This is a genomic window from Virgibacillus salinus, from assembly GCF_900102415.1.
Lineage (GTDB): Bacteria > Bacillota > Bacilli > Bacillales > Amphibacillaceae > Lentibacillus > Lentibacillus subterraneus.
Genome location: NZ_FNKD01000003.1, coordinates 307716 through 325570, shown reverse-complemented (window position 1 = coordinate 325570; position 17855 = coordinate 307716). Strand labels below are relative to the sequence as shown.

18 protein-coding genes and 1 pseudogene are annotated in these 17855 nt (G+C 37.1%); 3 read left to right on the top strand and 16 right to left on the bottom strand.

Annotated elements, in window-relative coordinates:
- Positions 1-14: 14 nt before the first annotated feature.
- From BLS02_RS13635 to BLS02_RS13625, 3 genes are all read right to left on the bottom strand, one after another.
- The gene (locus tag BLS02_RS13635) at positions 15-1481 is read right to left on the bottom strand and encodes a methyl-accepting chemotaxis protein (protein ID WP_092493577.1); all 1467 of its coding nucleotides are present in this window, start codon (positions 1479-1481) and stop codon (positions 15-17) included.
- 105 nt (positions 1482-1586) lie between these two features.
- Positions 1587-1820 carry an IDEAL domain-containing protein gene (locus BLS02_RS13630; protein ID WP_092493576.1) on the bottom strand — a complete coding sequence of 78 codons (234 nt, stop codon included), beginning with the start codon at positions 1818-1820 and terminating at the stop codon, positions 1587-1589.
- An 86-nt stretch (positions 1821-1906) separates the two neighbouring features.
- Complete coding sequence (locus BLS02_RS13625) at positions 1907-3106, bottom strand: MFS transporter (RefSeq protein ID WP_092493575.1); 1200 nt, start codon at positions 3104-3106, stop codon at positions 1907-1909.
- 356 nt (positions 3107-3462) lie between these two features.
- On the opposite strand from BLS02_RS13625, the gene BLS02_RS13620 reads away from it, so the two are divergent.
- Positions 3463-4329: a cation diffusion facilitator family transporter gene (locus BLS02_RS13620; RefSeq protein ID WP_092493574.1), complete on the top strand. Its 867-nt coding sequence runs from the start codon at positions 3463-3465 to the stop codon at positions 4327-4329.
- A gap of 345 nt (positions 4330-4674) precedes the next feature.
- Here BLS02_RS13620 and BLS02_RS13615 read toward each other — a convergent pair whose 3' ends face one another.
- From BLS02_RS13615 to BLS02_RS13605, 3 genes are read right to left on the bottom strand one after another with little or no spacing between them, the layout of a single operon-like run.
- Positions 4675-5217, bottom strand: a complete 543-nt coding sequence (locus BLS02_RS13615) for a GNAT family N-acetyltransferase (RefSeq protein ID WP_092493573.1) — start codon at positions 5215-5217, stop codon at positions 4675-4677.
- A gap of 50 nt (positions 5218-5267) precedes the next feature.
- Entirely contained in the window at positions 5268-5561 is a 294-nt protein-coding gene (locus BLS02_RS13610; protein WP_092493572.1) for an AzlD domain-containing protein, read from the bottom strand.
- Positions 5558-6286: an AzlC family ABC transporter permease gene (locus tag BLS02_RS13605; RefSeq protein ID WP_092493571.1), complete on the bottom strand. Its 729-nt coding sequence runs from the start codon at positions 6284-6286 to the stop codon at positions 5558-5560. The genes BLS02_RS13610 and BLS02_RS13605 overlap by 4 nt, the downstream gene beginning before the upstream one ends.
- A 456-nt stretch (positions 6287-6742) precedes the next feature.
- On the opposite strand from BLS02_RS13605, the gene nhaC reads away from it, so the two are divergent.
- On the top strand, positions 6743-8104 hold the full coding sequence (gene nhaC, locus BLS02_RS13600; RefSeq protein WP_092493570.1) for a Na+/H+ antiporter NhaC: 1362 nt from the start codon (positions 6743-6745) through the stop codon (positions 8102-8104).
- Between the two features lie 296 nt (positions 8105-8400).
- On the opposite strand, the gene BLS02_RS13595 is transcribed toward nhaC, so the two are convergent.
- The 7 genes and pseudogenes from BLS02_RS13595 to BLS02_RS13565 all read right to left on the bottom strand — a co-directional run bounded on the left by BLS02_RS13595 (position 8401) and on the right by BLS02_RS13565 (position 14391).
- Entirely contained in the window at positions 8401-9174 is a 774-nt protein-coding gene (locus tag BLS02_RS13595; RefSeq protein ID WP_092493950.1) for a cobalamin-binding protein, read from the bottom strand.
- A gap of 30 nt (positions 9175-9204) precedes the next feature.
- Complete coding sequence (gene map, locus BLS02_RS13590) at positions 9205-9957, bottom strand: type I methionyl aminopeptidase (RefSeq protein WP_092493569.1); 753 nt, start codon at positions 9955-9957, stop codon at positions 9205-9207.
- 228 nt (positions 9958-10185) lie between these two features.
- Positions 10186-10269, bottom strand: a pseudogene (locus tag BLS02_RS13585) (YjcZ family sporulation protein); the annotation flags it as partial.
- An 84-nt stretch (positions 10270-10353) separates the two neighbouring features.
- Positions 10354-11112: a (S)-benzoin forming benzil reductase gene (locus BLS02_RS13580; protein WP_092493567.1), complete on the bottom strand. Its 759-nt coding sequence runs from the start codon at positions 11110-11112 to the stop codon at positions 10354-10356.
- Positions 11113-11135: 23 nt separating this feature from the next.
- The gene (locus tag BLS02_RS13575) at positions 11136-12506 is read right to left on the bottom strand and encodes a dipeptidase (protein WP_092493566.1); all 1371 of its coding nucleotides are present in this window, start codon (positions 12504-12506) and stop codon (positions 11136-11138) included.
- A gap of 333 nt (positions 12507-12839) precedes the next feature.
- Positions 12840-13307, bottom strand: coding sequence for an S-ribosylhomocysteine lyase (locus tag BLS02_RS13570; RefSeq protein WP_092493565.1), 468 nt, complete (start codon positions 13305-13307; stop codon positions 12840-12842).
- 418 nt (positions 13308-13725) lie between these two features.
- A complete protein-coding gene (locus BLS02_RS13565; RefSeq protein WP_092493564.1) occupies positions 13726-14391 on the bottom strand; it encodes a YhcN/YlaJ family sporulation lipoprotein in 666 nt (221 codons plus the stop codon).
- Between the two features lie 160 nt (positions 14392-14551).
- Between BLS02_RS13565 and BLS02_RS13560 the strand changes: the two genes are divergently transcribed.
- The gene (locus BLS02_RS13560; RefSeq protein ID WP_092493563.1) at positions 14552-14788 is read left to right on the top strand and encodes a YhdB family protein; all 237 of its coding nucleotides are present in this window, start codon (positions 14552-14554) and stop codon (positions 14786-14788) included.
- A 46-nt stretch (positions 14789-14834) separates the two neighbouring features.
- On the opposite strand, the gene BLS02_RS13555 is transcribed toward BLS02_RS13560, so the two are convergent.
- From BLS02_RS13555 to BLS02_RS13545, 3 genes are all read right to left on the bottom strand, one after another.
- Positions 14835-15968, bottom strand: coding sequence for an anti-sigma-I factor RsgI family protein (locus tag BLS02_RS13555; protein ID WP_092493562.1), 1134 nt, complete (start codon positions 15966-15968; stop codon positions 14835-14837).
- Positions 15968-16693 (bottom strand): RNA polymerase sigma factor SigI, encoded by a 726-nt coding sequence (gene sigI / locus BLS02_RS13550; RefSeq protein WP_092493561.1) that lies wholly within the window; start codon positions 16691-16693, stop codon positions 15968-15970. The genes BLS02_RS13555 and sigI overlap by 1 nt, the downstream gene beginning before the upstream one ends.
- 338 nt (positions 16694-17031) lie before the next feature.
- Positions 17032-17847, bottom strand: coding sequence for a S1C family serine protease (locus BLS02_RS13545; protein WP_092493560.1), 816 nt, complete (start codon positions 17845-17847; stop codon positions 17032-17034).
- Between the last annotated feature and the right edge of the window lie 8 nt (positions 17848-17855).

The following is a 17855-nucleotide window of genomic DNA, read 5'->3' as shown; positions in this document are numbered from 1 at the left end:
TAATAAATCTTGGATTATTTTGCTTTTTCCAACGTTGCTGCAACTTCATTTGTTTCTTCAATAGCAGAAGCCAAATTAGTCATGCGGTCAACCTGCTCTTCAAGCATTGCCTCCAATTCCTGGATGGTTGCCGTAGTTTCTTCAATTAGGGAAGCCAATTGATCGACTGACCCATCTATTGTTTCAGATGATGCTTGTATATCATTAGCCTGTTTTGCTAAATAACCTAAATACTTAATAAAGTTGATAAGCTGACCAGTGATTTTTTCAAAATTGACTTTTGTTTCTTGTACACTTATGGCACTCTTCTGCAATTGCTCCTTGTTATTGTCTACTTCCTGCTGCGCTTGTCTTGCATGGTCTTCAATAATTTGCAGGTTCTGACTAATTTGCTGTGCAGTGTGTTGGGAAACTTCAGCCAACTTACGAACTTCTCCGGCTACAACAGCAAAACCTTTTCCTGACTCTCCAGCTCTGGCTGCCTCAATACTTGCATTCAACGCTAACAAGTTAGTCTGTGCTGCTATGTCCTGGATTTTTTCTGTAAACGTATTATTTTCTTGCATTTTATGAACAAGATTGTTCATGTTTGTACCGAGCTGTTCAAAGGATTGCTGAAACCCTTCCATTGTGGCGGAGAGGTTTTCCATGGATTGTTGGCCTTCCATCGATAATTCTTTTAATTCTTCTCCATCTGCAGTACTCTGAGAGAAAGAATGGATCATTTTGGACAATTTTTTCCCCGTTTGTTCGATTGTAGTTGAAATGGTAGTTGCAGATTCAGCCTGTGTCTGACTGGCTTTTGTGATTTCCTGAAATGCCAGGCGCATCTCCTGCATTGATTGTGAGTTTAAGTTGCTATCCTGCTCAATAATAGTCATTTGTGACCTAACATTTGTTGCACTTGCTTCTACGACTTCAGCCTGTTTCCTTTGATTTTCGGAATGGTTTTCGCTGTCAGTTAAAGCACTCTTGGCATCTGTAAGCAGTTTCCTTGCTACCCTCACCTGAATTACTAAAACAGCAAATACCAGGACAAAAAATACAATTGTAATAGCAGTAGCCCTCGCGTCGAATCCGATTATTTCTCCTTTTGAGATAACAAAAAAGGTTAGTAATGACAGTCCAAAGAAACCTCCTGTAACTAAAACTGTTAACGAAAGAGATATCGCTGCTACAGCCAGAACATAAAAGGTAAATAGCATATTCGTTACATAATCAGAACTTAAAATAATAATAAACGCGACTCCAGATAAACTTATAATTGCTAAATAAGGAACTGTCTTGGTAAATATCTGTTTATAATGAAATATACCAATTATTGCTACACTAAATCCTCCACCAATACCAAGTGCAATAAGATTTTCTGTTGGTGCTCCGACAACAAGCTCTGCTCCTACACCCAAAAACAACGAAAATAACAAAATATAAAAAAGTATACGGTTTTGTTTATGTACAATAGAGTGATTATTATTTTCCATTCATTCTCCCCCAATATGACTAGCTTCTATGTAAAAAGAACTATTTATATCCCATCAAAAAAGCCTCACCAAACAAAGGTAAGGCAATCTTGATGCAAATTGGGATTACTCCCAAATATAATGTCTGTATTCCTTACTTAACTGAAAGAACTTCTTTTTATTTCCCGTGTCAATAGAGCTGTTTATCGCAGTTTCCAGTCTCTCCTTATTCCAATTAAAGCATAACTCATCCAGTAACATCCGTGATGAAAGCTTTAATTCATATGAAACTTCCCTTTTGGCGTCAAGTGCTTTTCCATCATATCTTACATATCGATAAACTAATTTCTGCTTTTTCATGGAACACGCCCCTTTGTTCCTTTTTTCTATTATCCTAAAATTTGCGAATAATTGCAACAATAATATTAATGTGCTGCAATATTTTTTCACGGGTTAATGTTTCGATATGCAAGTAAACCTGCTCCTAGCGCAAAAACCGTTAAAAGGCTAACCATCCAGATAATATTTCCCTTCATCATAATTGCAATTACTGGCGGTCCTGCTGCAACCCCAATAAAACGCATGGCACTGTAAATGGATGTAATTACACCTCGCACATCCTTTTCCAAGCTCTCAGTGATTAATGCATCCATACAAGGCAGTGACATCCCTATTCCGCTTCCACATATAAGGAAAATAGATAAAAGGTATACTGGATGATCCATGAACGGGATCACCGCAACTGAAGCCCCAGTGAGTATAATGCCAATAAAGGTTATCCATTTCATTATTTTTAAGTTATCATTTATTTTCCTTCCGGCTATAAATGAGGCAATCGATAAGGCCAGTAAAGGAATGGCAAGAAGTACCCCTTTCCAAATACCTTTATAATCATACTTATCTTCTAGAATACTTGAAAGATAAAACAAGAATCCAAACAAAATAAACATTAATATAGCTCCAATAAGAAATATGGCAATTAGCCACTTTCCATGCTCCTTCAACGTTTCTTTAGCCAATCCCCAGTATTTCTTAAAACTTGTATGCTCTTCCTCTCCTCCTTTGTTTTTCACAAGAAATCCCACCATCAAAACGGATACAGCACAAAATACTGGAATTGAATAAAACGGTAAAAACCAAATAAATGCTGCCAGGACAGCACCTAATATCGGACTTAACACCTTGCCAATTGTGTTGGATGTTTCTATAATGCCAAGCGTTGTGCTCGCTTCTTTATCATCTCGAAACATATCGCCTACAAGCGGAAGTACAATCGGAGCAGCACCTGATGCGCCTATTCCCTGTAGAATTCTACCAACTATAATCATGAGATACGGATCACTCATACTATTGGAAGCCCATCCCGCAATTAATCCCCCCAATCCAGTAATAATTAATGAAGGAATAATTACCTTCTTCCTGCCATACCGGTCTGATAAGAAGCCTGCTAATGGGATGAAAAAAATAGCTACAATTGAATACATCGTAATAATATAACTTGATTGCAGTTTGGAAATATCAAGTTCTTTTTCCATTAAAGGTAATATTGGAATAAGCATGGAATTTCCCAAAGTCATAATTAGTGGAATAGACGCTAATGATATAACTGCCCAGCGCTTATCATGAGCGTCATTCTGTTTCGCCATATTACATTCACAGTCCTTCTTTTGTAAAATAATCACTAAAATTACTATTCACCTAAGCAAGATAATTATTCTCGTTTAGGTGCTTGTCATTTTTCACCAAACGAAACTTATTTTATAACTCACAAAACATATAACCGTATCCTTTACTTTTTCTCTAGACTTATCGCACAATGCTTTGATAGACTGTTATAGCTGACACAATCGTTAGAATAAAATGTTAGAAAACTTGGCATTCGTTAAAGTAATTCTTATGAAAGCGTAATTTGCTTCTAGGAACCGCTTATACTTTGAGGTGCCATACTTAATGGCTAGAGCCTTAGTTGTGCTTATGCAGTGAATAAAATGGAGGCAATTTCATGGGGCATGCAGATAATCTAAAAAAAGGTGAAAAGGGTGCATGGATAAGCATTATTGCTTACATCATACTTTCTATCTCTAAGTTAATAATCGCCTATATCGGCAGTTCAGAGGCATTGCGTGCAGATGGATTTAACAACACCACTGATGTAATAGCCTCGATTGCAGTATTAATTGGATTGAAAATATCAAGGAAGCCCCCTGACGAAGACCATCATTATGGGCATTATCGTGCAGAAACTATTGCTTCCCTGTTCGCGGCTTTTATTATGATGACTGTTGGGATACAAGTAATAATCGATACATTTAGTAAATTATTTACGAGCGAAACAACTCAGCCTAATATGCTAACAGCTTGGACAGCATTAAGCGCTGCTGTCATTATGTTCATGGTTTACCGATATAATCTTTCCTTATCCAAAAAGGTAGAAAGCAGTTCACTGTATGCCGCTGCACAGGACAACCGTTCAGATGCCTTTGTAAGTGTTGGAGCTTTTGTGGGAATTATCGGTGCACAACTCGGACTTTTTTGGCTTGATCCGTTAGCTGGATTAGTTGTTGGTATTATCATCTGTAAAACTGCTTGGGATATTTTTAAAGATTCGACACATACGTTAACGGATGGATTTGACGAAAAGCAGATTATGAAAATAAAATCCAGCATTGCAGAAGTTCCTGAAGTAAAAGAGGTAATAGATATTAAAGGAAGAGTACATGGCAATCAATCTTTTATAGATATTACCATCCTTGTAGATCCTCAATTAAATGTAAAAGAAAGCCATGCTATTACAGAGGAAATCGAAACACTACTGGATCAAGAGCATAATATCCCATACGCTCACATTCATATAGAGCCATATCAATAATAAAGTGCCTATCTGCTCATAATTTGAGCGGATAGGCACTTTTTTATTGATAGAAGTATTCCATTAATATGCGAGACTCCTGTGGGACAGCGAGCCAAAGAGACCCCACAGTGAGCGTTTTTCGCGAGCGAGGCAGACTAAGTACGCCACGTCCTGTGGCAACGTCCGTACTAGCACATCCTATGCGTCGAAGGCTCGTGGTGAGCCCTAGGTGTGCGAGTATATTCCAGCTGCGTGGTTAGAGAATCTCACTACATACTACGTTTTCGGTTACTTTTAGTCTGTGTAATAGTTTATATCAACTGCAAAGATTAAAATGCAACAAAACTTACGAACGAGTCTTCATTAGAGATTAGTTTCAGACAGTCTGTTCAGCAGTTTATCAATATCTTCCCAGCCATATGCTGTTTCCTGATAGGTTCCTTCACCAATGGTTGTTTCTTCTTCCCCGACAGGTTCAGCTAGGAATCGTTCATAAAAGCGACTGGAAGGGTTCTGTTTAAGAATCCAGACGAGGAGAGATTTATGCCCCATTGCCTGCATTTCTTCGCTGAAAGCCTTTAGAAGTTTGCCACCCAAACCCTTTCGTTGAAATTCATCCAATAGATAAATCGTGTAGATTTCACTATCATAGTCAAACCGCTTTGTTCGCTCCGGTCCGCCAGAAACAAAACCAACAATCTTGTCGTCGTTGTAAATGACAAGTGTGCATTGCTCTTCTTTTTGGATACGTAAAATAGTTTCCCATAATGCTTTACGATTTTCATATGTAATATTGGATATATCCTGCTCATCAAGTAAATCGGCATACGTACTTTTCCAGCTGCTTACATGAATATCTGCAATCTCTGCAGCATCGTCGTAAACAGCCTTACGAATTGTAAACATGTGATAACCCCCTGTTATCGTCAAAAACATTCTTCCTAATTTATCTGTTTTTACATGGTTAATAGAAAGACCGTCACAATAGCTCCTAATACTGCTACAATGACATTTAGGCCTAAATAAGCCAGTACAACAGCTACTGCCCCGCCAACTAATCCAATGTGTGGCTGATCTGGTTTAACGTTTAATATACCTGGAAAAATAAGAGCCCCTAATGCTGCAAAAGGTATTGCATTAAGCCAGCGATTCACCCATTCTTTAAACTGCAATTTATCCACAATAAATGCGGGTATAGCTCTTGGAATCATTGTTACGAGTGCCATGCCAATTATAATAGCAAATATCATGATTGGTCCTCCTTCAGCAAAAATACGCCACTTAATCCACCAAGAACCGTACCAAACACAATTGCCCAGCCTTCACTCATGAACTGGTTGAAAATTGTATTTATAAGCATCGCAATAATAGCTATAATCCCAATTCGTATTTCCTTTTTAACCGATGGAATCAAAAGACCTATGAACATGGCATATAATGCAATCCCCATACTTTGGCTTAGTTGCTCTGGAATAACTTCACCAAGGACTCCTCCTAAAAACGACCCCAATACCCATGAAAAGTATGCAGTTAAAATGAGTGCTGTATAGAAAAGAACACCTTTTTCCATTTTAGCTTCTTTCGTATGTAGGGATGACACTGCAAACGTTTCATCCGTCAAACCCAATGATAAAGGAACTTTCCAATTCCGTCCAATTCCTCGCAATCGATTCATAAATGATAAACTCATGACGAAATGACGGAAATTGAGGACAAATGTAGCCACAATAATCTCAACAGCCCCCGCACCAACAGCAATCATATTGGCACCCATAAACTGGCTTGCACCCGCGAAAACCATGACACTCATTAATGTTAATTCTGTCAGTGACATTCCAGCCTGCCTCGCTAATACGCCATATGTTAATGCAATTGGCAAGTATCCCAGCATGATTGGAAACCCCACTGATATACCTCTTTTGATCATATGTGCCGCCGATGATGTGTTACTTTTATGTATAGCTTTAGTAGTCATAGCACTTCCACCCTCAACTTGAAAATTGAAACTATTATAACGCATATTCTTAATTTTACAAAGAATTTAAATCGGAATATAAAGTGTTGACAATTAATGATTTAAGCATGTATAGTCAGATTAATATTTTAAGCTGAATAACTTATCCGGGAATGCGAAGTAGAATTTTCCAGGCAGCAACAAGAGACAGGGCATCAGGTGAAAGCTCTGGCAGGAAATAATTCGAATTACACATTCGGTTTAGCGGATTTTTCATGAGAGGATGAGATTGCATATAATTGCACTCATCAATCAGGGTGGTAACGCGGAGATAAAAGCTTCGTCCCTATTAAGGGATGAGGCTTTTTTTATTTTAGCAGATAAGTCCTTTCTTACTGCATAAGTGAAACTAGGGCTTATCTATATTAAGGCTTGACGATAAGCCAAGTTTTTTTCTAATAAAAAAGGAGGATTACTATGTTTCCAATAAGCCCAAAGCACAACCCCTCACTTGGCGAGTCAATTTTATTTTTTATCTTTACAATCGGTCTAATCAGTTATTTTCTTATTGGTCTTGGAACAAAACCACATATCCCTATCATGATTGCTATCTTTATACTGGTCTTATATGGGTTATTAAAACATATTGCGTTTAAAGATTTAGAAGAAGGCATGACTGCTGGCGCTAAGTCCGGTATGGGAGCAATTTTCCTGTTTTTATTGATTGGCATTTTAATTAGCAGTTGGATGATAAGTGGTACTATCCCAGTCTTGATAAGTACCGGTTTTTCACTAATTGGCGGAACGTGGTTTTATGCTATTGTATTTGCAATTACAGCAATTGTTGGTGTTTCACTTGGAAGTTCTTTAACAACCACTGCCACAATCGGTGTAGCGTTTATAGGAATGGGAAGTGCGATGGATGCTTCAATGGCAATAACAGCAGGAGCAATTGTTTCCGGGGCATTTTTCGGTGATAAAATGTCACCATTGTCAGATACGACCAACTTAGCTTCAACAATCGTTCAAGTGGATTTATTTGAACATATAAGACACATGAGTTTAACAACAATACCAGCATTTATAATTTCATTTATTTTATTTGTGTTTTTATCACCCAATGAAGCTATAACCGTAGAAAACCTCGAAGCCTACAAATCAAGTCTTGATGCAACTGGATTAATTCACTGGACATCATGGATTCCTTTGGCCGTACTGGTTTTGGCTACTATTTTAAAAATGCCAGCATTTATTTCCATTGGTGTAAGCAGTGTAGTAGCAACAATACTCGCAAGTATGACAAGTGGACTTGTTTGGTCGGATATATGGTCAATCTGGTTTAATGGCTATACAGCGAATACTGATTTTGAACCTGTTAATAGTTTATTAACCAAGGGTGGTATTAACAGTATGCTGTTCACCATATCACTTGTTATTCTGGCACTTGGATTTGGTGGATTATTGTTTGTCACTGGCATTGTTCCATCAATACTTCAATCGTTTCAGAAAAAATTAAAAAAGGTAAGAACAATCATAATTTCAACTGCAGCTACAGCAATTGGCGTAAACGTGCTGATTGGGGAACAATACCTTTCCATCATGCTCACTGGTGAGACATATAAAGGTGTTTATCAAGACGCTGGTTTATCAAATAAGGCCCTTTCCAGGACACTTGAAGATGCTGGTACTGTCATTAACCCGCTTGTACCATGGAGTGTCTGTGGTGTCTTTATTGCTGACGTTCTTGGTGTTCCAGTTCTAACCTATTTACCATTTGCGTTCTTCTGCTTAATAAGTCCAGTTATAACAATTCTCTTTGGCGGGAAAGCATTGAGGTAAAAAAGCAATGGTGGGATCCTAAGCAAAATGGCGGATAGCTCTTCTGCGATTTAGCGGAATGAGAATGCGATTCTAATTAAAATGAATCCTCATTCCGCTAATCGTTCCAAACTCCTCAGTTTGTGCTTGGTTTCGGTTCCTGGTTCCACTATTTGTCCTTTTCAGCCTCACAATTCACTGTTTTTGGGCATTTAACGGAACCAGGGTCCACTTAAGCTCCCAAGAGATAGCTTTTTTGACACTTAGCGGAATGAGGATCCATTTGTAGTTATATCTGCTAAAAATAACTCCCCAAATTAAGGGGGGTTTTCTAGTATAGATACCAATTTACGTAAGCCCTCAAGCAGTCTCGGCGAAGGTCTGCAATAAAGTGATTCTTCTAACACATGAATCTTACCTTGTTGAATTGCTTTCATTCCATCCCATTTGGGGCGTTTCATAACAAGTTCAGGCTTCATCTTTGATTCTTTCACACCTACCCAAACCATGCAGATATGGTCTGGGTCACGTTGATAAACGTCCTTCCAATCTGTCTGAACACTGGCTACATCTTCTGTATCAAAAATATTTCTTGCTCCGGCTAAGTTGCTGATCTCTGTAAGCCAATTTACACTTCCAGGGGTGAATACTGGCTTTGGCCACCACTCCCAGTATAATGTGGGCTTATTTGCTCTGTATGCTGCTTGTCTACGGTAAGCAGCTATTTCATCACGGAACTCTTTCGCTTTATCTAAACCAAGCTGATCCTCACCTAGTGCCTTGCCGACTTTTTCAATATCATCTGCAATCTCATCTAATGAATTAGGATTTAAAATAATATATGACAAACCCTTCTCATCAAGTGCTTCTATATTTTTTTCCATTCCCGGAACACTTAATGAGGCAAGGACTATATCAGGATTTAATGCTTCTACTTTATCCATATCAATAGAAAGGTCTGGACCAACTTTAGGTAAATCAAGCACTTCAGCTGGCCAGTCAGAAAAATTATCAATACCAACTAATTCATCGATTTTTCCAAGGTATTCTACGATTTCCGTATTACTCGGACAAATGGATACGACTCGAATCATCATCTCCCCCTTATTTAACTGATAACATTATCTGTCCTGATCAGTAGTAAGTAATGGTCCATCCTTTGTGACTACAACGGTATGTTCGTATTGAGCAGACCGACCTTCGTCAATTGTACGGGCTGTCCAATTATTTGAGTCCATTTTACTGTGCCAGCTGCCTTCATTTATCATTGGTTCAATTGTAATTACCATTCCTTCTTTTAAACGTAAACCTTTGTTTGGCAGGCCAAAATGCGGAATATGAGGTTCTTCGTGTATTGTTGGCCCAATCCCATGACCAGTAAAATCTCTTACAACTGAAAACCCTTCTCCTTCTGCATAGGTTTGAATTGCATGACCAATATCACCAATTCGACTTCCAACTTGTGCCTGTTCGATACCTTTGTATAAAGAAGTCTTTGATACGTTTAATAGCTTTTGACCTGCTTCGTCGATATTTCCAACTGGGTATGTCCATGCGGAATCAGCAAGCCCACCATTTAGGTTAACAACCATATCAACCGTTACAATATCACCATCAACAAGCTTTTGCTCCCGTGGGAACCCATGACAGATTTCATCGTTAACTGAGGCACAAATCGCATATGGATAGCCACTATATCCTTTTTGTTCCGGAGTCGCACCGTGCTTAGCTAGAAATTTTTCAACAAATGTATCAATTTCTAAAGTTGTAATACCTGGTCTTATCATTTTAGCAACTTCTTTATGACATTTAACGAGCAAATCACCTGCTTGCTGCATTTTTTCGATTTCCCGTTTGCTTTTTCGTGTAATCATATTTCTTCTTCCCTTCGACGTTAGTAATAAAATATATATGATGTAGCATTTTTAAACATCACGGTTATTTCTACCACCACAAATTGTATCATATAAATAGCATTTTATGAGAATAAGCGCTCCAAATTGACTATAACGCAGAAAATGCAGAGGAGCAAATTAGCCCTCTGCACTTTACCTTAGTTAATAGCCGCCAAAGCCGCCACCATATCCGTAACCGCCACCATCTACATAAGCAGTACCGATAATGATTAACAATATAAACAAAACGACTAATAGCGCAAAGCCTGAGCCGTAGCCACCTCTACTCATTAAATTCCCTCCTCATTTTCAAGATTACTATAATTTATGCACTTGAAATAGGTTTGGGAAGGGCGACTGCTTGTATTAGTCACTCTAGAGATAATCTTTTACACTATATATTTTTCCATTCTCAACACTTGATTCATCAGTTAAAATATTAACGAGTACTCCACCAACTGCATCGGTTTCTCTTAACAAGTTATTATTCTTATAACTTCTAAAGGTATCAACTTCAATAAACTCATCTTTATTACTTTCCCGAATTTTCGCTTGCATTTGAGTATCCATTACTCCAGGACTAAACGCAATAACTTTATTTTGAGTTTTTAGTTCATCTTGCTCCAATGCAACTGTTTTTGTATACATGTTAATGCTTGCCTTTGTACTACAATACGCACTCCATCCATATACTGGTCTTTCAGCTGCACCCGAAGATATTGTAGTACCAATAAACTGTACTTCCATATCAGTGGCTTTTTTCAAAAATAAATTCATTAACACCATTGGAGCGACTGTATTTACCTGTACATGATATGCTAAATCAGAACTTTTTATATTCATGGATTTATCAATTGGTTCAAGAACTCCTGCATTATTTATTAAGTAAACAATTGCCGGTTCTGGCTCAAATATTTCCTTACTCATTTGATCAAATGTATGCTCTATACTGTCCAGATTTCCTAAATCACAGACAAAGTGCTGATAGGTTACATTGTTCTGGGATGCATACGTTTGCAGTGAATCATTTTTACTTCGGGAGATACCAACAACATTTACTCCAGATTCCATCATTATTTTAGCAATTGATTCGCCTAACCCTTTTGATACTCCGGTAACTACTGCAAACCTCATCAATAACCCTCCTTTTAAAATTTTTATTTTGTATTTATTTCTGACCAATAATGAACTAATGTTTCCATTCCTTTATCGAAGCTATCGAGAGGGAAACTTTCATTCGGTGAATGTAAACGATCATCTGGCGTCCCGAATCCTAATAGAACGATTGGCATTTTATAAATATCCTCGATCCATTCAACAACTGGGATAGATCCTCCCATGCGGACAAATACCGTCTCTTTACCAAATGCTTTTGTATAACTCTTTGCTGCCTTTTCAATAAGCGGATTGTTTGGCTCTACTTTATATGCTTTTGCAGAAAGCTTTTCCTTTACAACTTCTACTTCTACACCGGATGGAGCAACATCATAGACATGTTTCTCCAGCAATTGCTGAACTTGATCAGGATCTTGCCCGGGAACCAGACGGCAGGTAATTTTTGCTGTAGCTGATGAGGGAATTATTGTCTTGGTTCCTTCTCCCTGATAGCCACCATACATCCCATTAATTTCGAAAGTTGGACGAGCCATTGTATGTTCTTTTGCAGTGTACCCTTTTTCTGAAGCTGTTTCATTAACCCCAGCTGTTGAACGATAATCTTCACCCTGGACTTGTTTAATTAATTCTCGTTCCTTATCGGTTAATGGTTCAACTCCATCATAAAATCCATCGACTGTAACAACTTCATCCTCATTTTTCATTGATGTTAGTATATGGTTCAGCGCCATAATTGGGTTTCGAATTGCCCCGCCATACATTCCTGAATGCATGTCATGATCAGGTCCTGTTACGTTTATTTCAATCCCAGTAAACCCTTTTAAGCCATATAAGATGGTAGGCTGATTTTCAGCAATCATTCCTGAATCTGAAATAACGGCAAAATCCGCGTTAAACTGATCCTGTTTGTCATGAAGGATACGGTAAAGATTCTCACTGCCAATCTCTTCCTCCCCTTCAATACAAACTTTCACATTTAAAGGTAATTTCCCTTCTGTTTTCATATATGCTTCAAAAACAGCAAGATGCATAAAAACTTGCCCTTTATCATCACTTGATCCACGTGCATATAATCGTCCATCACGCACTTCCGGCTTAAACGGGTCACTTTTCCATTGATCGATAGGGTCAACAGGCTGAACATCGTAATGACCATAAAATAAAACCGTTGGAGCATCAGGTCCAGCTTGATTGTATTCAGCATAAACGAGTGGATGTCCACCAGTATCCTGCTGTTCTACTTTGTCAAATCCAATATCATTTAGATATGTTTCCAGAAAGTTTGCCGCTTCATTAATGTCTTTTTTATGTACACTATCGGTGCTCACGCTTGGAATTGATAGAAAGTCATTTAATTTTTTTAATGTGTTATCGCGATTTTCTGTTAAATACTTCAATGCTTGCTCGCACATAGTAAGATTCCTCCAGTTCTTTTAACTTATTTTAACATACGATTTAATTGTAAAACGATTTAACTGTCTAGAAACTCATCAATTTTAACTCTTCAAGCAGTTTTAAGAAGATATGGATGTATTCTGCTCATATTTGCTCTCCTTATTCTTTCTAATTCCAGCCTCAATCTCTCAGTCCACTCACACACTTTCTGGCCAGCGAATAGCCACATTAGATAACTTGCCATAGGTTCTTATGTAAGCGTAATTTGCTTTCTTACTGCGAACAAAAGACAGCCTCTTGGACTGTCCTTTACAAAGTTCCTATTTAATTCGCATTGCAATAGTTACCTCTTACTCTGCAAAAACCTGGTGCCATTCATTTTTTTCCGCTAACATATCTTTGGCAATATCTTTTGCGCCTTCCAGGCTATGATTAGCCGCCCAGCCACATTGTACCTCATTACAAGCAGGAACTTCCTCTGCTGCCAAGACATCTTGCAGTGTTTTTTCTAATGTATCAAGTACCTCGTCATAATTATCATTATTTAAAATTGCAAGATAAAAACCAGTTTGACATCCCATCGGTCCAATATCTAGAACATTGTCAATATGATTTCGAATATTCTCAGCCATTAAATGCTCAATAGAATGCAGTCCTGGCATATCCATGTGTTCTTTATTCGGTTGTTTAAACCGGATATCATATTTATATACCTTGTCACCACTTGAACCTGATGTAACACCAACCAAACGTACATATGGTGCTTTTACTTTTGTATGATCAAGGTTGAAGCTTTCTACATTCATTTTTTGTGCCATAATAAATCGCTCCCTTTTTAATTTTGGCTTATTGTTGCAGATCTTCGCCAAGATTGTAAAGCCCTGTTCATAGGCCTTCTTTATCAATAATTTCCTTGTACTCTTTTAAATTAAACATCGTATCCGCAAAACAATTTTCCCCTTTGAAGGTAGAAGCACTGCGAATTGCTGATAACTCGTCCCAACTCCAAGTACCAGAACATTACCATAAAAACATTTACTTACTACATTCAAAATTATATCATAGTTTGCAAATACTGCCTTATATTGTGAGTCAACACTTGCTACACTTTTATCATATGAGACCAACCATTTATTCCAATTGAATATATATCAATTCATAGCACATGTTGACTAAATAAAGACGAGTGCACACATATATGTGTGCACTCGTCATATAAAAGTTAGTTATAAATTGTTAATCCTGGTTTTGCGGGAAAATACGTTCAATCATATTACCCATTTGATCAAATATACCTTCAACAGGATCACCATTACCTGCATCATCTGCATAGTTATTGGCTAAATCAAAGAAATCAGGATTTGTCGAAACGTACACATTGTCAATATCATTATCGACTGACTTAACTATTTTTGAGATTTCTTGCTTCACCTCGTCAGTTAGCTGATCTCCATTGTTGTTTCCATTTTTTCTAGCACTCCCATTATTCGTGAGTCCGTTATTTTCGCCATTTGTGTTATTAATGTTATCTCCATTACCGTTGTTCATTTCATTAGTATTGCCAGTGTTATTTCCATTAGCGTTACCATTATCTAATTCTGCAGCAACATATGCGTTATTCTCTGTTTTTAGTACATAAGCATTGTCAATTCCCTCAACCTGATCGGAAATTTTATCTGCAGCTTTTTCTGCTAGCTCATACTCATCATTACCATTTTGTTGAGCATTACCGTTGTTATTTCCTTTATTTTGATCATTGTTCATATTATCTGTGGAATTATAACGAGTTTGTTCCACATTATTTCCATCGCCATTCTGTCCTTCTTCATTTCCATTGTTCCCCTGACATGCTACAAGTGCTATCAATATTACTACTAAAAGGCTAAAAAGTTTCCATTTCATTTTATTTTTCCTCCTTAACTATTTTGCCTTTAGTATGTAACAGTAAGGTGAATTTATTCTCTTAACACAAATTGGCAAGCACACCATTTTTGTTGCAGACAATAAAAAAGTAATTCGGGGAAACTACAAATAACCCTTTACAATCAAAGGAGGGCAAAGAATGGAAATACCTGATTATGATAAAGCCTTGTATTATACATTGTGGGGACAATGGGATGATCTGCTTGTATTAATGGTACGCACAAATGATGACATGTTATCCAAAAAAATCCAAATCTTCCTGCACGCTTATCATTACTCACTTGATCAAACAAAAGTAGTCGAATCACACGATACCCTTCTATATTATATTGACCACGCTATGAAGTACACTCCCGCAGCAGTAATGGAAGTATAAAGAAAATGCACCAGATACTGGTGCATTTTCAATTTAATTCTTATAATTAATGATTATTTGCTTTATTTCCATTACTTCCATTATTATTCCTATTATTGCCGTTATTTCCTTTATGTCTATTATTGCCTTTATCTTTATCATTACCATTACTCCAATGGTTTCCATTGCCATGATTCTTATGTTTATCTTTTTGATACCCGCGAGCCTTACGATTGTTATCTTTAGCAGTATCCTTTTTCAGTTTACCTTTTTGGGCATTTTTTCCTTCATTTTTCTTATTTGCATTAATTTCGCCATTTTTTTCTTTTAACTCGCTTGGATGTTTAATATTACCTTTTTTTTCATGATCATTCTTATTTAACGATTGTGTTTCATCACTATTGCTCTTATTTGATTTAATGGATTCTGAATGATTTTGATTTTTATTATAAAAAGAATTAATCATTGCTTCTTCCTCATCATTCACAGGTTCTGTTTGATCCATATTATCTTTCTTGGAAACATCATGAGTTTCACTTGATTCGGTAAGTGATGTTGCCATTAGTTCATTCATTGTCTGTTTATTTTCCTTAGCCTGCATACGTATTTCTTTAGGTACTTTAAATGTAGCTATTTTCCAGTCCGTATTATGGTCTGAGAAGTACTTGTCAACTGTATCAACAACCGATATTTTATGTGAATCCAATATGTAGCTGACCCCGACAAGCATATTTTTGCCATTTTTTAATAAGCCCGCCTTTTCACTTGTATTCATTATGTTATCGATGACATGTTCTAATTCTTTACCTTTATATTCGGAAAGCTTATTAATGAGAATTTCAGCGTCACCATTCAATGGATTAATTGATTGTACTTTTAGCTGTTCATTAACTTCTAGTTCAACACTCGGATTGATATCAATGTTAACATATGCATATGTTTCATTTGAATTCATTATAAAGTAGAAAGGCATTATTAGTACAAATAACATACAAGTCATTGCAATTAAGCGAACAGGAACTATTTTGTTTTTGCTCGAAAATAGATAAAATAATGAACTCATTTTTGTTTCCTTTGGCTGAAAAAAAACTTCAGCACCAATATCAGCATCTTTAATTGGCAGAGCTTTCTGGAATGCACCATCTTTTTGCATAACAATTGTATAGTGGCGATGCTTTTCCATTACGATTCCTTTTTTCACTAACCCACCCCCTTAAGATACTCCTTAAGATACATATAATCTTCATCTAAAACAACAAAGATAGCCAAAATAAATTTCCTGTTTCTTTCTAACGTTTTCTTACTTACATCCACCATTTTTACTAGATCCTTAATCGGCAGTTTCTTCTTTTGGTACACATACTCCCGAAGGTCAGTATCATTATAAAGCTTTCTGGCTACTGCAACAGCTGACTCCCGTGCATCCTTATGCTTTGGTGAAGCCTCTGTCAGTTCAACCAATGACAATTTATAGACACGCAGCTTCTCTTTAAAATCCATAATTTCTTCCCTGCGATGCCACGCTTCTTGTTCCTGCTGATAAATTTCTTTCACAGCAACAATCTCGGTAGGATTTTCCATCTGCTCTTCATCAAAGCTTTCGTCTAGTGATATCGCAGCAGGTGTCCTTTGAACATACCGGATATAATCAATCACTTTTCTCTTCACAACTAGCTTTGAAAAGGAGAGGAAAGAACTGCCTTTATCAGGAGAATAAGATAAAATTGCTTCATTAAATGCAGCTAGACCAATACTGAATTCATCATCTTTTTGTGGATCAATATAACGTTTGCAAACTTCTGAAACACATTTGGCAATAAACGGCTGATATGACTTTAAAAGATAGTTCTGTAACGTTTGATCCCCTCGCTGGACTGAGGCAATCATTTCATCAAGGGGCATTTCTTCTACAGGCTGACTCATCATTAGACTGAAGCACCCCCAGTCATTACAGATTTCGTTTTATTATTGCGCTTTTTGGGTGTAGTTAATAAGGATTTATTATATATCATTTCATTTTTAGTCAATATATTATTTATCATGATGAAATCACCATCTTTGTTTTATATATTTTTGCATAAAAATTACCTAGATTAAGCTTATCGTACTAGCTGCTCTGTTGCTATCTCAAAATAATTACAGTTTGTTTAAGTATTCATTACTTATCTATTATAACGGCTTATTAGCATAATCTTGTAGTAAATGACTGCTAAATAAAAAATGATGCCTCTATAAGGCACCAATTTTTGTAATTTAAACGAAAATCACTGATCGTTTTGTTCATAATAATAATCAATAGGCACAAAAAGCCCTACACGCCCATGCGTATCATGAAACAATGTTGCAAAAACAACTCCAATAACTTCGCCATCCTGGTTAATAACCGGACTTCCGCTATTCCCACGGTATACTGGGGCATCTATCATTAAAACCGGCTCTTCCCAACTACCTAATGACGTATAATCTATTATTGTTCCTTTATTAGCTATTCCATTAAAACTCAGTGGATTACCTATAAAATAAATCGGATCATTCGGCTGGAAATTTGTCTTGTCAGCTAATTTTAAATGTGGCAGGTTCTCGCCAGCTATATCCAGAACTGCTAAATCGACTGATGGAAATGTATCTACAATATCGGCTGAAAATAATCCTGCTTCGGGAAAAGCAACCGTAACAGAATCTTTACCTTCAACTACATGGTGATTGGTTAAGATTGTCCCGTCAGCTGTGATTGCAAAACCAGTCCCTTTACTATCACCTGTCTCGATCGTAACAACTGCTTCTTTATAAGTTTGGATATTATCCTGAGTCGACAATTTAGCTGATGTTATTAAAAAGTTAACAGCAGGAACCGAAAACGTTTTAGGAAGGAGTGCCACCACATTAAATAGCATTACAAGTGCAATTAACCAAAACGCCCACTTTGGAAATGGACGCTTTGGTTTTGGGTCTTTTTCCTGCTGTGCTTTTGTTAATGCCTTTTGGCGCTCGATTTCCACAAGTTCCTTTAATTCTTCTTCGTCAAACTCTTCATATAGATCTTCATCAATCACATCATGATCATTTCTTTCTTTTGTCATAACACACC